Genomic DNA, 16,244 nt, shown 5'->3' with positions numbered 1-16,244 from the left:
CCGATGCCTCTCAATCAACAAAATCAAGTTGAACTATTAAAAGATATTTTGAGCAATCATCAAGTGGATTGCTGCGGGTCTGTCTCCGAACTGGAACAACTAGAACGACTTGTCCAATCTTTAAAAGACGAATCTAATCTCAATCCAAATGTATTAGAACAAATCCACAATTATAGTCAGAACGGGATACAATCTAATAATTTGGACCAGCATATTGAATCTCATCAACAGCAATTGTCCCAATGGGTCAGTGACGTTGACCAGTTTTCTTAGAAAAGAAGAAGTTCTTCGATAACATGGAGTGACTTCTCCATTTCTTCTATTCGCTCTTTATCTTTTAACCATTGAATCGAATTTAACGTCTGAGCAACAAAATACCATTTCATGCGTAGACGTAGATGGTCGGTTAGTTCAATGCCGTAAAGACGAACCCAATCAACCCATTTTTCCTGTGGGATATACCAATACAGCATCATTCCTAAATCAATTGCTGGGTCACCAATCATGGCACCATCCCAATCGATTAAATACAACTGGTCATCTTCCTCAGTCAAGAGCCAATTGTTATGATTGACGTCCCCGTGGCACACAACCTGAAGATCCGTTGGGATATTCGCAAGTTCATTTTTCAAAAACTGTATGGATGACGTGACTGTTGGATGAGCAAGTAACTCTTGATCCAATGTTTCCTCAATTGAATAAAGGAGATAATTTGGTTGTAATGGGGCTTTCCCCATTCTTTTTAACATGCTTAGGAGTGGGTCTGAACAATGGATTTTGTGAAGAAGCTTGGCTACCCTCTCATGATTCATTTCAGGGGGCTTAAGCTCTCTTCCCTCTAGCCATTGCTGCGCTGTAATTACATCTCCACTCTCTAATCTCTTTGTCCAAATAAGCTTTGGAACAATTCCTTCTGCTGATAAAACGGCAAGGAACGGAGAGGAATTTCGCTTTAAGAAAAGTCTTTGTCCATTATGCTGTGCAAAAAATGCTTCTCCAGTTGCCCCTCCAGCAGGGACAATTTCCCATTCTTGTCCAAATAAGTGTTCCAAAATTGTTCACCTTCATTTGATGCAATTCAGCTTTGCAAAGTAGAGTGCTAAAATCACAAAATACGTAGTAAGAATAAAAAAGACAGCTACTGAAGCAAGAACCCAACAATAGCTATCTTGTGTAAACTTCATAATAAAGATACCTAATCAAAAATCGAATCATTTTTTAAATACATATAAGTGCAACTGCATTCATTAATCTTTTAAATTTTATCTCCAAATACCATTTATCGTCAAGTACCCTATTTATCTATTTCCCTAGTTACTAAAGGTAGAACTTGCGGACAAGCTTGGATACTAACTGGCGTTTCCCCGATAAATTCTCCATCGGCATGAACAAAAAGTGGATCCTTGGATTCTATTAAAATCTCTTTTCCAAGAAAATTTTTCACTTCTTTCATTCGCTCATGTCCACCCCAAAATACTGTAATAAAGACAAATAGAAACTTCATTCTTGAAAGATTTTGGACGACCGTGACATTTAATAATCCATCACGAACCGATGCCTTCGGAGAAATTTTCATTCCTCCACCGTAGTACGGTTGATTCGAAACAGTCACAAACCACGTCTGTTCAAATTTATATTTTTTCCCATCAATGGTCATATTTACTACAGTACGTTTAAACGTAAAAAGCTTTTTCAGAACAAAATAAGCGTAAATTAAATTCCCAAGGGAAAAACGATTCATCACTTTTTTTAGTTTTGAATGGTTCGCTTCTTTTGTAATTAGGGCATCAAAGCCGGCCCCCATATTATTCACAAAATAGGTCGTTTTTTCTTCGCTATGTACAATTTCACCTACATCTACTAATATCGGCTGCAAATCGATTTGTTTTAATAAAAGGTTCAAAGCCGAGAGGTGATTTTTCGGAATGCCATAGCCTCTGCTGAAATCATTACCAGAGCCTCCTGGTATAAAACCGACAGAGACATTTTTTGCACCTACAGTTCCATTGATTACTTCATGTAAGGTGCCATCGCCACCAATCACAACAATTACCACTTTATCCTCATGCTTGGTTTCCTTGCAAATGGACCTCGCTAGTTCTGTTGCATGTCCAGGATATTCTGTATTAAAAGCCGTATAAGGAATCTGCCTTGATTGTAACTCCTTTTCGACATCTAACCAGACCTTTTTTGAGTACCCATTTTTCGCTTGAGGATTAATGATTACATATAAATTTCTCATTCAATCAACCTACATTTATTCAGATTCTTGTTCAGATTCCGACGCCCATTCAACTCGACGAACACTCGTTGTAAGACAATATTGAAGAAGAGACTGAGCGGCTTTAAGCTGTACATGCTTCAATGGTGAGCGATGTGCTCTCATCTGTTGGAACCACTGTTCATAATTTCGTTTCTCGATCAGTTTTATATCATAAGGTACTGCTGGAAAATCAATATATCCGTTCCGAGATAAAACCACTTTATGAACCGGAAGCTCAATTTCGTACATTTTTAAGACTTGTTTCACAATTTTTTCCGTTCTATTTAAGCCTAGTAAAGGGTTTAATACCTTTTCTTCCTGCTTTTGATTGCGTTTGGTCCAAAAATGGTCATTGGAACCAACAAATACTGCTGACTCCTCTTGCTCTAAGAAAGAAATACACCAAATATCCGTTGGCGTAATCACAATCGGCTCGACCTCAACTGGAGCTTTTTTCAACAGAAAAATCGGATGATACAACACAAGGAAAGTGTCAGGAAACCTTTGTAAAAAATACTTCAGCCGGTCATCGTAATAATACTTTTTATTGACATAGGTTTTCTCTGCTAAAGTTGTACTCGCCCACTTCATTTGAAAATGAAACAACTGTTCTAAGAAATGGCGCTTTAGTTCATCGACAGTGGTTGGTCGATGAGTGAAAGTTGGCGCAAAGGGAGATTCTTCTGTCTTAACAACTTCCTCTTGTTCACTTTCTTGCTTTCCTTTTCTCAAGAGCCCTTTGATTTTATGTAAAAAAGGTTCCTTCTCTTCTTCAAACCATTCTTGTGTTTGTGGTTCTTCTACAGCTTGTGGAAATTCCCCTTCTTCCCAAGCCTGATGAAGCTTGTCCCATTGCTGCTTTTTTAATCTCACAAAACGAGACGGATATAGAAAAATATCCTGTTCGTACCGCGAAACATAATCCTGCAATTTTATTAACTGTCCCATTTATTATCCATCCTTAAAGAACTACTAGTTTAATCTAAATGACTCTACTACCTCATATTTCGGCACTTTTACTAAGTCTGTCTTATATAAAACAACTTCATTTGCTTGAAAGTTAATTGTATCTTGCACAAAGGGATTCTTTTGAGTGAGTATACTATCTGAAAAAGGAATATCTCCCGTCCACTTTCTCGCTAACGTTATATGAGGATGAAAGGGTCTTGTTTCAAGTTGAAATTCAGCTTTATGACATGCATTATAGACTAATTTTCTCAATTTCGATAAACGTTCTTCAGGTTCTGTTCCTGCCCAGAAAATACGTGGTGAGTCCTTTTTTCCAAAAACCCCTAAGTGATCGATTGTTAACGGAAAAGAATGGCTTTCAGCGAGCATTTCTCTCACAAAATGGAGTGAGGCTTGAAGCTGCTCCTTATTAGCATAGCCTAAGAAAGCCAAGGTAATATGGTAATCCTCCTGGTGAACCCAACGGTCGAAAGGAAACTGAAGCTGGTTGCATATCTTCGCTAATTGAAGCTTCACTTCATGAGGCAATTTCAACGCATAAAAATAATGTGTCTTCTTTTCCATTATATCGTCCTTTCTGAGAATCATTTACATTATTTTAACAGATATTTTGTTGTAAAGGGATTCGAGTAAATCTTTTCTAGTCCGAATAGTTGCCCAGAATAGTTTATTTTCGATATGATAATAATGAAGAACAACGAAATGGAGGCATATGTAAATGCCTCATGGAATAAAGAGAGGAAGATTTTATGAAAGTCGTTCAAAATATCTCTGATTTAATTGGAGATACTCCACTCGTAAAGCTAAACCGCTTGGCTCCTGAAAATGGCGCTTCCGTTTATTTAAAGTTGGAATATTTTAATCCAAGTCGCAGTGTCAAAGACCGTGCAGCTTACAATATGATTATTGAAGCGGAAAAACAGGGACTTTTAAAAGAAGGCTCCACAATCATCGAGCCAACGAGCGGCAACACTGGAATCGGACTTGCCATGAACGCCGCAGCTCGTGGATATAAAGCTATTTTAGTAATGCCTGACACGATGTCACAAGAAAGAATCAATATTTTAAAAGCATATGGTGCAGATGTAGTGTTAACCCCTGGGGATGAAAAAATGCCAGGCTCAATCAAAAAAGCAGAAGAATTAGCGAAGGAAATTCCGAATAGCTTTATTCCGATGCAGTTTGAAAACGCAGCAAACCCTGATGCTCACCGTCAAACAACAGCGGTCGAGATTATCGAAGCGATGAAGGAAATTGGCAAAGAGCTAAAGGCATTTGTTGCAACATCAGGTACAGGTGGTACTATCACAGGAACTGGTGAAGTCTTAAAGGAACACTATGAGGATATTAAAGTACACGTCGTTGAGCCTGCTGGTTCACCTGTATTGTCAGGAGGTCAGCCTGGTAAGCATAAGCTCGTTGGGACAAGCCCTGGATTTGTACCAGACACCTTAAATCCAAATGTGTACGACGAAATTCACTTAGTTACCGATGAGGATGCTTACGACATTACGCGTCGCCTAGCAAGTGAAGAAGGGATACTAGTGGGTCCATCTTCTGGTGCAGCTTGCTACACAGCCCTTCAAGTAGCAAAAACATTAGGACCGAATGACGCTGTTGTTTGTATGACAGCAGACACCGGTGAGAGATACTTATCTACAGATGTTTTTCAATTTCACTCATAAAAAAGAAATCGGCCGTCTGATGACGTAGTTCCGTTTTATGGAGAAAAAAGCATAGTAAGTAGCAGACCAAATCTTATTGATTTGGTCTGTATTTTTTTGAATGAAGTATTAATATAACTATTACTTCCCAACGGTTGGTGATAGTCTCAAAAGGATTACTGCCTTTTTTGAGGAAGTTATTGAACTAAAGAAGCTGGTTAGTTTTATGATAAGATTCAACGCCTTTGTTAACGGCAAGATATTTGGGCTAAACGTCGTATTTCATCGCTTAGTTTTCGATTAACGGGATACACTTCTTCTATGAAGCTTAAAATTCGAAGTGCCGATTCGGGTACCTGCTCATATCCCTGTATCATATCAGCAATGATTTCCGCGAAACGAGGGAATCTTTGTTCCAAGCGTCTCTCGTTCCCGAAAGGATCGGGAAAGTAATCCTGCTCTTGTTCCAGCAAATGAAGTACAGATAAGATCCTGTCGACAGCATAACCTTGTATGAACCTCGTCGCTGATAGACGCTCTCCCCTGGCAAAACGGCCGAGTCCCACATAGAGATTCGTTAAAGCTTCGTTCAAAGGATAGTCTAATGAATCTTTTTTGGGGCTAGGTATCGGGTTGGAAGGTTTTGAAATTCCCGGGTTGTTGTACGAGGGATCCTTCCAAACGACTCTCCCTTCCGTATAAGAACTATTAATCAGCTCCGATTCCTCAAATACTGCATATTCACCATAAATGCCGTCCTCGAACAAAATTTTATATCCTATTTCCGAATTCTTAAAAGAATAGGCTAAAGGCTGAACTTCTTCTAGCCAATCCAAATGGTCGATATATCTGCTTTTCTGCTCTGGCTTTACAATAACAAAGAAATCCAAATCTGAATAATCGTCCAGTCTAGCAGTCTCAATTCCAACAGAACCCACACCCAATAATAATAGGGCACCCCCTTTTCTTTCGAGCGATTTTCCAATCTCGTCCAGCCGATGCAATAGCTTTTCTGTTCTTAACATTAACTGTCCTCCTTTAATTTTAAGAATGCAAAAAAGGGTCCAACCCACTTTTCAGCGAGGTTGAACCCATAGGTTACATTGCCTTCATTTTCCTAATGTGATATTACCATAAACCCTGATTTCCTTCTACCGAAGATCATTTATTTTAGCAGTAATGTTCAAAGTACGATTCACAGGAGGAATTATATCATTTTGTCCAAGCCTTCTTGTTTGTTATCTATTTCGCCAACTCATAAATTGCTTGAGCATATATGGCTGTTGCTTTAAGTAGATCATCAATAATCATATACTCATCTTTTTGGTGAGCGATGTCTTCTCTTCCTGGGAATAGAGGGCCAAATGCAACACCTGATTTTAATGAGCGGGCATAGGTGCCGCCACCGATGGACAGTAATTCTGCTTTTTCACCTGTTTGCTCCTCATAGACTTTCTTTAGAGTTTGCACGAGGAAGTCGTTCTCATCCACATGGTGTGGCTTGGAATTCGAGAAGTTCTCAATAGTGAAACCTTCACCAGTAATCTTGTCCTCAAGCTTTGCCTTTGTTTCTTCTAAATTTGTTGTGACAGGGTAACGCATGTTAAGTCCAAGCTTTCCTCCAAGCTCTTTGCTATAAAAAAGCTTCCCAACATTAATCGTTAAATCACCTGTAATATCGTCCGTATAAGCAATTCCTAATCCTTTTCCACGTGAATCCTCAAAAAAGAAGTTTTTCACAAACTGAAAATATTGTGCAGCCTTTGCATCAATTTCTTCCTGTGACAGGAAGAGGGCTAAAAATATTCCAGCATTTTTCCCTTTATTCGGCTCCATCCCGTGAGCAGAAACACCTTCAACCTCTAAAGTTACTCGTCCGTCTTGCTCTTCAAGTTTCCCTACAAGACCTTTTTCATTCAAAAAGCTTTCAAAACGTGTATGTAAATCTTTTATTTCCCCTGTTAACACCGCTTTTGCATAATCAGGAACCATATTGTATCGTCTTCCAGATTCGAACGATTCCACCACAATTGGTGCATTTAAATCAAAAGTATTAGCAGTTTGCACTAAATCATAATCCGCAATTCCCTTTTCTGCATAAATAATTGGGAAATCGGCATCTGGAGCAAACCCGAATGATGGCATTTCTTCATTCTCAAAATAATGATCAACACAACGCCAATCGCTTTCTTCATCAGTTCCAATAATCATGCGCACACGACGATTCAATGGCAAACCAAGGTCCTTTACAATTTTCATTGCATAATATGCAGCCATTGTCGGCCCCTTGTCATCGATCGCGCCACGAGCAAATATTTTCCCATCACGAATCTCAGCAGCATAAGGATCGCTTGTCCAGCCATCTCCCTCAGGAACAACATCGACATGGCAAAGAATGCCCACGAGCTCTTCTCCCTGCCCAAACTCCAAATGCCCGGCTAAATTGCCTACATTTTTCGCTGTAAATCCATCTTTCTCGCCTAAATCAAGCATGAACTGCAATGCTTCCTTAACACCTTCTCCAAGCGGAGCCTCTGGTGTCGTATTTTCTTCATCTAAAAGACTCTTAATTTTCAATAACTCCTGAGTATCTTTGATTAAGGATTCTTTTCTAGCTTCAACTTCCTTCATCCAATCCATCGTGATTCCTCCATACATCAATCTATATTTATAATATGGCATATTTTAGACGAAAAATCGAACTTTGCTTTTCGTCCCCCCTATACTTGTGGAAACGAAATTTGATTGACCAAAAAATATCCGCTCCCCGCAAGCAATCCTACTACTAAAATTGCACAGATGAACAATACTCCTACTGCCCAATTACGTGCAGAAAAATAGGCATCATAGCCTTGATATTTTTTCGTAAAAGGATGTGAAAGAACAACACGCTCCCAAGTAATCCCTAACCAAATCCACATCATTAGTAGAAACCCTATGAAAATGATCACCTTCATCCAAATAGGGGGAATGATGATTAGAGCAGCCACAGTCGCCGAGCAGATTTGTAAGTAAGTTAATATGTATGAGCTGTTGCGAATAAATACTTTGATGAATAACTCTAGAAAGCCACTTCTCGCAGTTCTCTTTTTAAAAATCCGTTTAGAATTTCGAAATAACCATGGCTTTTTTCTTGAATATACTTTCGTTTTTTCAATATCAAACGACATTTGGTGGATAGCACTAACAAGCTTTAGCTTTTCTGCTTGTTCGATTGCTAGCTCTATATTAAACAACGATTTCTTCTTTACAATAGGATAATAGAGTAACGTGCCAACAAAACCAACAATCACCGCTATACATAATACAATCCAAAAGTTCCCGCTTGTCCAATGGATTGAAATAGCTTGAGCACACCAGCTTAACAAAAGAAACGCTAGTACTGTCAAGATGATCCTTTTCATTTTACTTTGGATTTTCTTGAGATGGAATTTCAAGTACATCACAAAATACTTCATCGCCAGTAAAAAGACAAAATAATAGATTGCATGCTCCCATGTTAGCTGAAAATGCTGAATTAAGAATGGAAGTAGTGCAATGACAACGACAAGGGTATTTACTGCTTGAAAGATCAACGAGAAGAAAAAACCCCATTTTCTCAGGCCAATAAATAATGAGTCCTTCTTAATGAGAAACACCATGTCAGCTTCATCCGTATAAAAACGATACGCTCCCGTCCATGAAAAGAAATAACCTAAAAGAAAAAAGATACTTGCCGGCATCCATTCCATCCATGTTGGTGCCCCATCAATCCACCATGAGCGATAAATAAAAATAGAAATAACAATGGTGGGGATAATCATATATAACCAAATTGTCCAATCTGCAATGGAACGAAACGTCCTTAACTGATACAACCAATCCTGCGTCAAACGGCGACGAAACAACTGAAAACTAGTCATTTTTCTGCCCCTCAGAAATATGGTAGAAACAGTCGAATAACGATGCATTCCCCAATCCACACTGTTGTTGTATTTCTTCCAATGTACCTGAAGCAGCTAATTCCCCCTCATTCACTAGCAAAAATCGATCACATACTTTCTCTGCCGTATCTAGGACGTGAGTAGACATAATGATCCCGACACCACGTTTTCTTTCTTCCTCAATCGATGTTAAGAGTAACTTAACTGCACTTGGATCAAGCCCAATGAACGGTTCATCAATTATGTATACAGACGGCTTAGTGATTAACGCTAAAATTAACATCGCCTTTTGCTGCATTCCCTTTGAGTACGTTGAAGGTAGCTGATGAGCAACATCATATAACTTAAATTGATGGAGAAGTTCCTCTACATGTTGTTGATACTCCTTTTGCTCTAGTTGCTCCACAGCTGCAACAAAATCTAAATGCTCCCATAAGGTTAGTTCATCATAAAATATCGGCCTTTCTGGAATGTACGCATATTTTTCTTCATGTAGAAAAACAGCTTCCCCTTCCACAAATCCCATTAATCCTAAAATGGTCTTAATTGTTGTGCTCTTGCCAGCCCCGTTTGGGCCAATTAAGCCGATCAATTCTCCTTTTTCTAATGAGAAATGAATATCTTGTATGACTATCTTCTCTTTTTCGTATCCTGCTTGCTTAATATCTACGGTTAGTAAACTCATAGCGACATCCCTCCCATTTTTTATATACGAATTTAAATAGAAAAAGTTTGCTTTTTTAAAGAAAAAAGCCATCCCTAAGGACGGCCTTACGCCTATTGATATGATTCTAATAGTTTTATTAATTCTTCATTCTCATAATCAACAGCATAGTCATAAGCAGTCGAACCATATGAATCTTTAATACTTACGTCTGCCCCGTACTCGAGTAAAATTCTAGCCATATCTAAATCATCATAAAACACTGCTTCCATTAGAGGAGTCGTGTCATAAACATTAATCGTATTTGGATCTGCTCCATGATCCAGGAGCAATTCTGCAGCCTCATAGGAAAAGTTTGTAACTGTCAAATGAAGAGCTGTATAGCCATCTACATTCGTTGCATTGATGTCTTCTCCCTCTTCAAGCAGCGTACTAAGTTGTGCTACGTCATTATCCACAGCCGCATTCATAAGAGGCGTGGTGCCTTCCACTTCCATCATAATTTGAGAAAAAAGGTCTAAATTCTTTACAGCCTTGACTGCAAAAAATGCACCCGTAATCACAATAACAATAGAAAGAAGTCCAATCCCTATGCCCAGCCAGACTCGTCCCTTAGGCTCTTTTATCACTTCTGTTGTATCCGGACTGAAGCATTTTGACAGCTCGTACACTCTTTTTGGTAAATGCGGGTGAGTCGACATTTTTTCATTGAACCATACAAAAAATCCAGATTCTGTTTTCAGCTGTCTCATATACGCCTCATGATTCACTCTTGCATAAAGCTCTTTTCCAATTGCCAGCATTAACAAACCATTCGTCGCAGCCTCTAACGATTGTATATAGTAAGCTGCATAACGGTCACACGTATACTCACAAGCTCTTAAATAAGCGTTCCCTAAAAAAGGTACCCATAGTGCTGGCAAAATTAATAGACTAATAAGTACATGCTTACGTTTTAAGTGGGCAAATTCATGAGCTAGAACAAAGAGAACTTCTTTTTCCCCATGTCTTTCAATCAGATCAAAAATACCTGAATATAGAACAACCATGTCCTTCATGAAAAATCTTGTAGCAAAGGCATTCAGTACACCTTCCGATTCCATCACATATATGTCAGGAATTTTCGATAAGCCCATATCTTTTGCGACGGCAACAGCCTTCTGATACAGCTCTGGAAACTGTTCTTCACTCAGCTTGACGCCATTCCGTCTAACCCCTCCCATGTAAAAACCATTGAGAATAAGAGAAAAAAACAAAATAAGTGCAATAATGATTAAACCTACGATTGAAAATGCTAAAAATAAATACGCAAGGATACTAAATAGCATAACGAAACCCAAATAAATATTTTCTTTTCTATGAACAAGTTGATTTTCTAATGCCTGCTCCAAACTCACACTTCCTTTCCTATAAATGACAAATATGACATGTATTATATCTTAGGAAATGAAATTAGGATAGTAGGAAAAATGATAAATTAAATTATGAGAATATTCAATTTTTGTTCATATTTAGCCTGTCTCGAACCATATGTATTATTGAGCCTAACGCAAAGGGGGGAATTTTCAGATTTAACAAAATGTAAAATTTTCATAATAAAGTAGAAATTATTTGAAAATAAGTTTAGAATTGTTGTTAAGGGTTTAACCTATTAGTAGAAATGAATAAAGGGGTTGTCTAGGGAGAAGAAGATTACATATGTATGAGAAGTATTTCTCATAATAAGCTGTCAACTGTAGGAACTGCCACTGGTTTGAAAAAAGGATAGGGAGTGGTTTTTTGAAACCTTCAACTAACCGGATGATAAACCGAATCAAATCCGTCTACATGTTTATTAATCAGCAGGGAATTGTCACAACACAAGAGCTTGTAGAAGAATTTGGTACAACTCCTCGGACGATCCAACGAGATTTGAATGTTTTGGCTTACAATGACTTAGTAAAAAGTCCTAGCCGAGGCAAGTGGACAACGACACAGAAGAAAGTAAAAATTACCTCTTAATGACCTCTATTGATACTTCTAAAATATAAATCGCCTACTCAATATGGTAGGCGATTTTTTTGGTTTTTCAACTGAATTCCGGAACTTCCCTAAGTAAATCTGGAACTTTTAACATTAATTCCAGAAATCTCTACTTCACTTCATACTCCATCAAACTTTCAATCTCCTCATCGGTTAACTCACGATACTCGCCAAGCTCCAGTGATTCATCCAACTCAAGTGGTCCCATTGTTAAGCGTTTCAAATACACAACACGTTTCCCCACTGCTTCAAACATTCTTTTTACCTGATGGAACTTTCCTTCTGTAATCGTTAACTCAATATCAGAACGAGTACCAGACTTCAATATTTTCAGTTCACCTGGCTTCGTTTCATACCCATCGTCTAAAACGACTCCGTGTTTAAAAGCCTCCACATCCTCTTCCGTTACCTCTTGATCAATTACCGCAAAATATGTTTTCGGCACATGTTTTTTCGGAGATAACAGGCGATGAGATAACTGCCCATCATTTGTGATAAGCAACAACCCTTCTGTATCCTTATCCAATCGACCTACTGGAAAAGGCGAAAAGACGGCGTCCTCCATCTCTAATAAATCAATCACTGTTTGATCGTGATTGTCTTCCGTCGCAGAGATGACACCAGGAGGCTTGTTCATCATCAGATAAATAAACTCCTTATATTCTACAGCCTCACCATGTAAGGTAACTGTATCTTTCTCAGGGTCCACATGCTCCTTGGCATCCTTTATGACTCGGTCATTGACCTTAACCGCTCCATCTTTTAAAAGCTTTTTCACTTCTTTTCGACTGCCAAAACCAAGGTTGGCCAACATTTTATCAATTCTCATAACGAGCCCTCATTTCATTCTTATATCATGGGCATGAGCCCTTACAATCAAATCTGCTTTTCATAGACTATTATCACGACTAAGCGTATTTTTAGTCATCCTAAAAACGAAATCCCTAACCTAAATCCCCCACTTAGGAGGTGTGCAATTTGTACTATCGACAACAGGGACAACAATTTATCCCAGGATTTCCTGGGTTTCCAGGAGGTGGCGGCGGAAATATCGAGCGCCGTCTTAATCAATTAGAACGTCAAAACGAAAGGTTCGAACGTCAATTAGAACGTCTTGAGCGACGAGTGGAGCGAATCGAAAGAAGACTAGGAATTTACAGTGATAATTACTAGTGAAAAAACAGGTCTCCACTTCAAGTGGGGACCTGCAAAAGTTTGCTACACTTTTATTCGTAATTTTGCTAAAATCCGATCGACTCGCGAACCAAATAAGAAATTCACTAGCTTCGTCTTTAAGCCTAAGTAAAAATAAATTCCAGCTCCAACTGCCGCACAAATAATGATCATCACTAGTGCTTCCCATTTTACTTCAGGAGATAAGAACATAGAAAGTAGTCTGTACACAAGCATTGTCACAACATACATAATGACAGTGAAAATAACGATTAACATGCCCCTTCTAAATACAAGACGGTATCGATACTTCGAAAATGCTTTGATGACAAATAAATTGATTAAAATCGCCGCTCCGTATCCAAGCGCAGTCGCTAGAATCGCGCCCTTCGTCTCCATTAATTTGATCAACGGAATATTCAAGCTTAGCTTAATGAGAATACCAACTAATAAACTGAGAATGTTAAATTTTTGAGCGTCAATTCCTTGTAAAATCGCTGCAGTGACCGCGTATAGAGCAAACAATATCGCAATAGGTGCATACGCCTGTAGTACTTCCGTTCCTAACGCATCAGCCGCATAAAACACCGTGTAAAACGGTTCTGCTAATAAAGAAAGTCCTAGAGTAGCTGGCAATGTCAAATACATAAGTACTTGGAACGTTTGATTTAATTGACGATTCAAGCCCTGCTGGTCTTGCTCCGTAAAGGATCTTGTAACTGCCGGCACTAATGTTAGAGAAAAGGCAGTTGCAAGTGAAACAGGAATGATCACGAGCTTCTGTGCTTGGAAGTTTAAAATCGAAAATGCATATTCTGCATCCTTAAAATCATAGCCAATGGCAACCATCGTTTTATTAAAAGTTAACTGATCAATAAATTGAAATAGTGGATTAGCAATTCCCACTAAGACAAACGGGATTGAATACAGGAGAATTTCTTTGTAAATCTCTTTGACCGAGATATCAACCGTTCTTTTATCATTTAGTAAAAGAGCATCGTATTCTGGCTTCTTCTTATACCAATACCATAATAAAACCACGAGCCCCCCTAATCCTCCAATAAAGGCCGCAAAAACGGAGACACTGACTGCAGTAACAAGGGTTCCATTAAGGAGGTGTAAAACGGCAAATGCCCCCACAAGAACGAATACAATCCGCACAATTTGTTCAACAACCTGAGAGATCGCAGTCGGCTCCATCGATTGGTGCCCTTGAAAATATCCTCGGATAATGGACATTAAAGGAATGATAATTAAAGCAAAGCTTACCGCTCTAATAACCGTTGTTACATCATCCTTATGAGCTAAAAATTCAGGATCTGTGATGACCGTGCCAGCTAAGCTTGGGGCAGCCGCATATAAAATAAGAAAGGAGATGATGCCGGTAATCCCCATCAAAACTAGTCCGGTCTTAAATAACTTTCTTCCAACTTCATATTCTTCAATTGCATTATATTTTGAAATAAATTTAGAAACTGATGCCGGAATCCCTCCGGTGGCAATACTAATAAAAATCGTATAAGGAATATAAGCATAATTATAAAGGGCTGTTCCTTCCTCGCCGACTAAAGCAAAAAATGGAATTACATAGAACAAACCTAGAAATTTTGATATAAAAGTACCTAAGGTTAAGATAAAAGTTCCTCTTAACAGCTTTGAAGACATAACATCCCATCCTAATTAGAAATCAGCTAGAATCAAAATAAATTATACAACTAAACAGTTTACACTTCTTTAAGAATAACTGCTACTAAAATTAGAGCTAGTTGTATTCTTTTCATAATAATCGTCCATGTTCTATAATATACTGATTGGCTTTATTTTCATAAAGTTTTAATGGAATTTCTATATAAAATTTTTTAAGGAGACAAAAACATGCAATATGATGTGATAGTAATCGGTGGTGGTCCTTCTGGTCTAATGGCGGCCATCGCTGCGGGCGAACAAGGCGCACGTGTACTTTTAGTCGATAAAGGAGACAAGCTCGGCCGCAAATTAGCGATATCAGGTGGAGGAAGATGCAACGTTACTAATCGACTTCCGATTGATGAAATCATCAAGCATATTCCTGGGAATGGTCGCTTTTTACACAGTGCATTTTCGATTTTTAATAACGAAGATATTATCGCTTTCTTTGAAAAGCTAGGAGTACAGCTTAAGGAAGAGGACCATGGAAGAATGTTTCCCGTTTCAAATAAAGCTCAGTCTGTTGTCGATGCACTGCTGAATCGCCTGAAGGACTTAAGGGTACATATTAAAACGAATTCTCCTGTTGCTGATGTTAAATATCAAGATGACCACACGGCCTCTGTCCATTTTAGAGATGGAGACAGCTATGAGACAAAAGCGATTGTTATTGCCGTTGGTGGCAAATCAGTCCCACACACTGGTTCAACAGGTGACGGATATGCTTGGGCGAGGAAAGCTGGTCACACGATCACCGATTTATATCCGACGGAGGTTCCGATTACTTCCTCAGAGCCATTTATCCAAGAAAAGGTATTACAAGGATTATCTTTGCGAGATGTAGCTTTAAGTGTTTTAAACCCAAAAGGAAAAGCACTTATTACCCATCAAATGGATATGATTTTTACTCATTTTGGCGTGAGCGGTCCAGCGGTCCTTCGCTGTAGTCAGTTTGTCGTGAAAGCGAAGAAAAAATGGGACCTCAAAGAAGTGACAATGAGCTTAGATGTCATTCCTGATAAAAAGCAGGAGCCTCTTTTTCAAGAGTTCATGGCTCTAGTCAAAGCCGAACCGAAAAAAAGCATCAAGAATATTTTAAAAGGCTTAGTCCCTGAACGGTATTTGCTATTTCTTTTAGAGAGAAACGGCATTGACCCGGCTGCTCAAGGAGCCAATATTTCCGCTGAGAAAATTCGTGCCTTTACGCATAGCTGTAAGCAGTTTGAATTTAAGGTAGATGGTACGCTCCCAATCGAAAAGGCCTTTGTTACAGGTGGTGGTGTTTCTGTCAAAGAGATCGAGCCACAAACAATGGCTTCTAAGAAAATGAATGGACTGTATTTTTGCGGTGAAATCCTCGATATCCACGGGTATACAGGCGGATACAATATTACTTCTGCACTTGTAACTGGAAGATTAGCTGGAACGAATGCCGCTATTTTTGCTAAAACGAAAGGAGTTTGACAATAATGTCAAACTCCTTATTTTCTGTAGATGACCATCGCAGAAAAACAATAAATCTGTTCTGGCGATTCATCATCCTCAGGTAATGCTGCAATGTTGTATTTAATATCGAGTAGTTTTTTTTCATCTAGTTTTTCTAAAAAACGATTCATTACTTTTTCTAAGTCTTTCTCATGTTCCTGATCAAATAATTTAACCTGGATCATTGTTCTTCTCTCCCAATAAGGCTCTTTTCGCAAAAGCTTGTTGCCTTTAGATAAAAATTCATTAAATGAATTGCAATTTTTCCTCTTAAAAACAGCAAACGGTAGCGAAAAGTGCTGTGCAAAAATAATTTGTAGCACTAAACCGCGTAAGAGGTGTAAATGTCGGCTTTAGGACATTTACAAAAAAACACAACAAGCAACACGAAAAAA

At 38.6% G+C, this 16,244-nt stretch carries 17 protein-coding genes; 5 read left to right on the top strand and 12 right to left on the bottom strand.

Translation table 11 applies throughout. From position 1 onward, the window contains the following. The first annotated feature begins 3 nt into the window (after window positions 1-3). Window positions 4-273, top strand: a complete 270-nt coding sequence (locus FAR12_RS14770) for a YtzH-like family protein (RefSeq protein WP_126409539.1) — start codon at window positions 4-6, stop codon at window positions 271-273. Here the strand turns inward: FAR12_RS14770 and FAR12_RS14765 are convergent. The 4 genes from FAR12_RS14765 to thpR form a co-directional block, all read right to left on the bottom strand. Further along, a complete protein-coding gene (locus tag FAR12_RS14765) occupies window positions 270-1,052 on the bottom strand; it encodes a phosphotransferase family protein (RefSeq protein ID WP_126409538.1) in 783 nt (260 codons plus the stop codon). The two genes, FAR12_RS14770 and FAR12_RS14765, sit on opposite strands and share 4 nt — an antisense overlap. A 242-nt stretch (window positions 1,053-1,294) precedes the next feature. Beyond that, a complete protein-coding gene (locus FAR12_RS14760) occupies window positions 1,295-2,242 on the bottom strand; it encodes a diacylglycerol/lipid kinase family protein (protein WP_126409537.1) in 948 nt (315 codons plus the stop codon). Between the two features lie 15 nt (window positions 2,243-2,257). Beyond that, complete coding sequence (locus FAR12_RS14755) at window positions 2,258-3,211, bottom strand: nuclease-related domain-containing protein (RefSeq protein ID WP_126409536.1); 954 nt, start codon at window positions 3,209-3,211, stop codon at window positions 2,258-2,260. A gap of 24 nt (window positions 3,212-3,235) precedes the next feature. Then, a complete protein-coding gene (gene thpR, locus FAR12_RS14750) occupies window positions 3,236-3,796 on the bottom strand; it encodes an RNA 2',3'-cyclic phosphodiesterase (protein WP_126409535.1) in 561 nt (186 codons plus the stop codon). Between the two features lie 185 nt (window positions 3,797-3,981). Here thpR and cysK point away from each other — a divergent pair, with 185 nt between their 5' ends. After that, the gene (gene cysK, locus FAR12_RS14745) at window positions 3,982-4,917 is read left to right on the top strand and encodes a cysteine synthase A (RefSeq protein WP_126409534.1); all 936 of its coding nucleotides are present in this window, start codon (window positions 3,982-3,984) and stop codon (window positions 4,915-4,917) included. Between the two features lie 227 nt (window positions 4,918-5,144). Here the strand turns inward: cysK and FAR12_RS14740 are convergent, their stop codons facing one another. From FAR12_RS14740 to FAR12_RS14720, 5 genes are all read right to left on the bottom strand, one after another. Beyond that, window positions 5,145-5,921, bottom strand: a complete 777-nt coding sequence (locus FAR12_RS14740; RefSeq protein ID WP_126409533.1) for a hypothetical protein — start codon at window positions 5,919-5,921, stop codon at window positions 5,145-5,147. A 217-nt stretch (window positions 5,922-6,138) separates the two neighbouring features. Further along, a complete protein-coding gene (gene pepV, locus FAR12_RS14735) occupies window positions 6,139-7,536 on the bottom strand; it encodes a dipeptidase PepV (protein WP_126409532.1) in 1,398 nt (465 codons plus the stop codon). A gap of 80 nt (window positions 7,537-7,616) precedes the next feature. Next, window positions 7,617-8,798 carry an ABC transporter permease gene (locus FAR12_RS14730; RefSeq protein WP_170972217.1) on the bottom strand — a complete coding sequence of 394 codons (1,182 nt, stop codon included), beginning with the start codon at window positions 8,796-8,798 and terminating at the stop codon, window positions 7,617-7,619. Further along, window positions 8,791-9,504: an ABC transporter ATP-binding protein gene (locus FAR12_RS14725; RefSeq protein ID WP_126409528.1), complete on the bottom strand. Its 714-nt coding sequence runs from the start codon at window positions 9,502-9,504 to the stop codon at window positions 8,791-8,793. The genes FAR12_RS14730 and FAR12_RS14725 overlap by 8 nt, the downstream gene beginning before the upstream one ends. A 92-nt stretch (window positions 9,505-9,596) precedes the next feature. Continuing rightward, a complete protein-coding gene (locus FAR12_RS14720; protein ID WP_126409526.1) occupies window positions 9,597-10,874 on the bottom strand; it encodes a M48 family metallopeptidase in 1,278 nt (425 codons plus the stop codon). Between the two features lie 388 nt (window positions 10,875-11,262). On the opposite strand from FAR12_RS14720, the gene FAR12_RS14715 reads away from it, so the two are divergent. Beyond that, the gene (locus FAR12_RS14715; protein ID WP_126409524.1) at window positions 11,263-11,484 is read left to right on the top strand and encodes a DeoR family transcriptional regulator; all 222 of its coding nucleotides are present in this window, start codon (window positions 11,263-11,265) and stop codon (window positions 11,482-11,484) included. A 130-nt stretch (window positions 11,485-11,614) separates the two neighbouring features. On the opposite strand, the gene FAR12_RS14710 is transcribed toward FAR12_RS14715, so the two are convergent. Then, entirely contained in the window at window positions 11,615-12,334 is a 720-nt protein-coding gene (locus tag FAR12_RS14710; RefSeq protein WP_126409522.1) for a pseudouridine synthase, read from the bottom strand. Between the two features lie 149 nt (window positions 12,335-12,483). Here FAR12_RS14710 and FAR12_RS14705 point away from each other — a divergent pair, with 149 nt between their 5' ends. Beyond that, window positions 12,484-12,678, top strand: coding sequence for a hypothetical protein (locus FAR12_RS14705; protein ID WP_246010404.1), 195 nt, complete (start codon window positions 12,484-12,486; stop codon window positions 12,676-12,678). Between the two features lie 45 nt (window positions 12,679-12,723). Here the strand turns inward: FAR12_RS14705 and FAR12_RS14700 are convergent, their stop codons facing one another. Next, window positions 12,724-14,343, bottom strand: coding sequence for a putative polysaccharide biosynthesis protein (locus FAR12_RS14700; RefSeq protein ID WP_126409518.1), 1,620 nt, complete (start codon window positions 14,341-14,343; stop codon window positions 12,724-12,726). A gap of 210 nt (window positions 14,344-14,553) precedes the next feature. Between FAR12_RS14700 and FAR12_RS14695 the strand changes: the two genes are divergently transcribed. Beyond that, window positions 14,554-15,828 (top strand): BaiN/RdsA family NAD(P)/FAD-dependent oxidoreductase, encoded by a 1,275-nt coding sequence (locus FAR12_RS14695; RefSeq protein WP_126409516.1) that lies wholly within the window; start codon window positions 14,554-14,556, stop codon window positions 15,826-15,828. Between the two features lie 17 nt (window positions 15,829-15,845). On the opposite strand, the gene FAR12_RS14690 is transcribed toward FAR12_RS14695, so the two are convergent. Further along, complete coding sequence (locus FAR12_RS14690) at window positions 15,846-16,034, bottom strand: sporulation protein Cse60 (RefSeq protein ID WP_126409514.1); 189 nt, start codon at window positions 16,032-16,034, stop codon at window positions 15,846-15,848. Window positions 16,035-16,244: the final 210 nt, after the last annotated feature.

The sequence above is a fragment of the Bacillus yapensis genome, from assembly GCF_005280205.1.
Lineage (GTDB): Bacteria > Bacillota > Bacilli > Bacillales > Cytobacillaceae > Robertmurraya > Robertmurraya yapensis.
The sequence above is the reverse complement of the archived record's forward strand: the minus strand, read 5'-3'. Positions and strand labels throughout refer to the sequence as shown.

Excerpts from the sequence above, each read along its gene's own strand:
- FAR12_RS14770 (WP_126409539.1), top strand. The coding sequence starts at position 4 with ATGCCTCTCAATCAACAAAATCAAGTTGAACTATTAAAAGATATTTTG.
- FAR12_RS14760 (WP_126409537.1), bottom strand. The coding sequence starts at position 2,242 with ATGAGAAATTTATATGTAATCATTAATCCTCAAGCGAAAAATGGGTAC.
- FAR12_RS14755 (WP_126409536.1), bottom strand. The coding sequence starts at position 3,211 with ATGGGACAGTTAATAAAATTGCAGGATTATGTTTCGCGGTACGAACAG.
- thpR (WP_126409535.1), bottom strand. The coding sequence starts at position 3,796 with ATGGAAAAGAAGACACATTATTTTTATGCGTTGAAATTGCCTCATGAA.
- cysK (WP_126409534.1), top strand. The coding sequence starts at position 3,982 with ATGAAAGTCGTTCAAAATATCTCTGATTTAATTGGAGATACTCCACTC.
- FAR12_RS14740 (WP_126409533.1), bottom strand. The coding sequence starts at position 5,921 with ATGTTAAGAACAGAAAAGCTATTGCATCGGCTGGACGAGATTGGAAAA.
- pepV (WP_126409532.1), bottom strand. The coding sequence starts at position 7,536 with ATGGATTGGATGAAGGAAGTTGAAGCTAGAAAAGAATCCTTAATCAAA.
- FAR12_RS14730 (WP_170972217.1), bottom strand. The coding sequence starts at position 8,798 with ATGACTAGTTTTCAGTTGTTTCGTCGCCGTTTGACGCAGGATTGGTTG.
- FAR12_RS14725 (WP_126409528.1), bottom strand. The coding sequence starts at position 9,504 with ATGAGTTTACTAACCGTAGATATTAAGCAAGCAGGATACGAAAAAGAG.
- FAR12_RS14710 (WP_126409522.1), bottom strand. The coding sequence starts at position 12,334 with ATGAGAATTGATAAAATGTTGGCCAACCTTGGTTTTGGCAGTCGAAAA.
- FAR12_RS14700 (WP_126409518.1), bottom strand. The coding sequence starts at position 14,343 with ATGTCTTCAAAGCTGTTAAGAGGAACTTTTATCTTAACCTTAGGTACT.
- FAR12_RS14695 (WP_126409516.1), top strand. The coding sequence starts at position 14,554 with ATGCAATATGATGTGATAGTAATCGGTGGTGGTCCTTCTGGTCTAATG.
- FAR12_RS14690 (WP_126409514.1), bottom strand. The coding sequence starts at position 16,034 with ATGATCCAGGTTAAATTATTTGATCAGGAACATGAGAAAGACTTAGAA.